Source organism: Pseudomonas sp. NPDC089569, from assembly GCF_050280625.1.
GTDB lineage: Bacteria > Pseudomonadota > Gammaproteobacteria > Pseudomonadales > Pseudomonadaceae > Aquipseudomonas.
Map to the genome: position 1 here is coordinate 1 of NZ_JBNNVQ010000233.1, position 2183 is coordinate 2183.

At 57.2% G+C, this 2183-nt stretch carries 1 pseudogene; it reads left to right on the forward strand.

The features are described 5' to 3' along the window. Nucleotides 1–97: 97 nt before the first annotated feature. Nucleotides 98–2128: pseudogene (rpoB, locus tag ACQKP2_RS32565) on the forward strand (DNA-directed RNA polymerase subunit beta); the annotation flags it as partial. Nucleotides 2129–2183: the final 55 nt, after the last annotated feature.

Here is a 2183-nt window from a genome sequence, read left to right on the forward strand (position 1 = left end):
GGTTGTATACAGGGTGCCCGAAACATCGCAATTATTTGACGCAAGTCTCTCGCTCGGGTGGCCAATACATCTATTCTGCATCTCTTTAACGGCCGACGTCGGGTATCGTCTGGGCGAACCGGCATTTGATGTCAAAGAATGCGTATTGCGTGGTGTTACTTACGCCGTACCTTTGCGGGTAAAAGTGCGCCTGATCATTTTCGACAAAGAATCGTCGAACAAAGCGATCAAGGACATCAAAGAGCAAGAAGTCTACATGGGTGAAATCCCCCTGATGACTGAAAACGGTACCTTCGTAATCAACGGTACCGAGCGTGTAATCGTTTCCCAGCTGCACCGTTCCCCAGGCGTGTTCTTTGACCACGACCGCGGCAAGACGCACAGCTCTGGCAAACTGCTGTACTCCGCACGCATCATTCCTTACCGCGGTTCCTGGCTGGACTTCGAGTTCGACCCGAAGGACTGCGTATTCGTGCGTATCGACCGTCGTCGCAAGCTGCCTGCATCGGTATTGCTGCGCGCGCTCGGCTACACCACCGAAGAAGTGCTGGACGCGTTCTACACCACCAACGTATTCCATGTGAAAGCCGAAGGCTTGAGCCTGGAGCTGGTGCCTCAGCGCCTGCGTGGTGAAATTGCGGTCCTGGATATCCAGGATGACAAAGGCAAGGTTATTGTCGAGCAGGGTCGTCGTATTACTGCGCGCCACATCAACCAGCTGGAAAAAGCCGGGATCAAAGAGCTGGACGTGCCTCTGGACTACGTCTTGGGTCGCACGACCGCCAAGGCCATCGTGCATCCGGCAACCGGCGAAATCCTGGCAGAGTGCAATACCGAACTGAGCACCGAGATCCTGGTAAAACTTGCCAAGGCGGGTGTTGTTCGCATCGAGACTCTGTACACCAACGATATCGATTGCGGTCCGTTCATCTCCGATACCCTGAAGATCGATTCCACCAGCAACCAACTGGAAGCGCTGGTCGAAATCTATCGCATGATGCGTCCTGGTGAGCCTCCGACCAAGGATGCTGCCGAGACCCTGTTCAACAACCTGTTCTTCAGCCCTGAGCGCTATGACCTGTCCGCGGTCGGCCGGATGAAGTTCAACCGTCGTATCGGTCGTACCGAGATCGAGGGTTCGGGTGTTCTGTGCAAGGAAGACATCGTCGCGGTACTGAAGACTCTGGTCGACATCCGTAACGGTAAAGGCATCGTCGATGACATCGACCACCTGGGTAACCGTCGTGTTCGCTGTGTCGGCGAAATGGCCGAGAACCAGTTCCGCGTTGGCCTGGTGCGCGTTGAGCGTGCGGTCAAAGAGCGTCTGTCGATGGCTGAAAGCGAAGGCCTGATGCCTCAGGACCTGATCAACGCCAAGCCGGTTGCGGCGGCGGTGAAAGAGTTCTTTGGTTCCAGCCAGCTGTCCCAGTTCATGGACCAGAACAACCCGCTGTCCGAGATTACCCACAAGCGTCGTGTCTCCGCACTCGGCCCGGGCGGTCTGACCCGTGAGCGTGCAGGCTTCGAAGTTCGTGACGTACACCCGACTCATTACGGTCGTGTATGCCCGATTGAAACGCCGGAAGGTCCGAACATCGGTCTGATCAACTCGCTGGCGGCCTACGCGCGCACTAACCAGTACGGTTTCCTCGAGAGTCCGTACCGTGTGGTGAAAGATGCGTTGGTTACTGACGAGATCGTGTTCCTGTCCGCCATCGAAGAAGCCGATCACGTGATCGCTCAGGCTTCGGCCGCGATGAACGACAAGAAGGTCCTGATCGATGAGCTGGTAGCTGTTCGTCACCTGAACGAATTCACCGTCAAGGCGCCGGAAGACGTCACCCTGATGGACGTTTCGCCGAAGCAGGTAGTTTCGGTTGCAGCGTCGCTGATTCCGTTCCTCGAGCACGACGACGCCAACCGTGCGTTGATGGGTTCGAACATGCAGCGTCAAGCTGTACCGACCCTGCGCGCCGACAAGCCGCTGGTAGGTACCGGCATGGAGCGTAACGTAGCCCGTGACTCCGGCGTTTGCGTCGTGGCTCGTCGTGGCGGCGTGATCGACTCCGTCGACGCCAGCCGTATCGTGGTTCGTGTTGCCGATGACGAAGTAGAAACCGGTGAAGCCTTCAGGTCTTCCAGCAGGCCGGTACGGTTGACGTCGTGGGTCGCGGCGTCGTAGT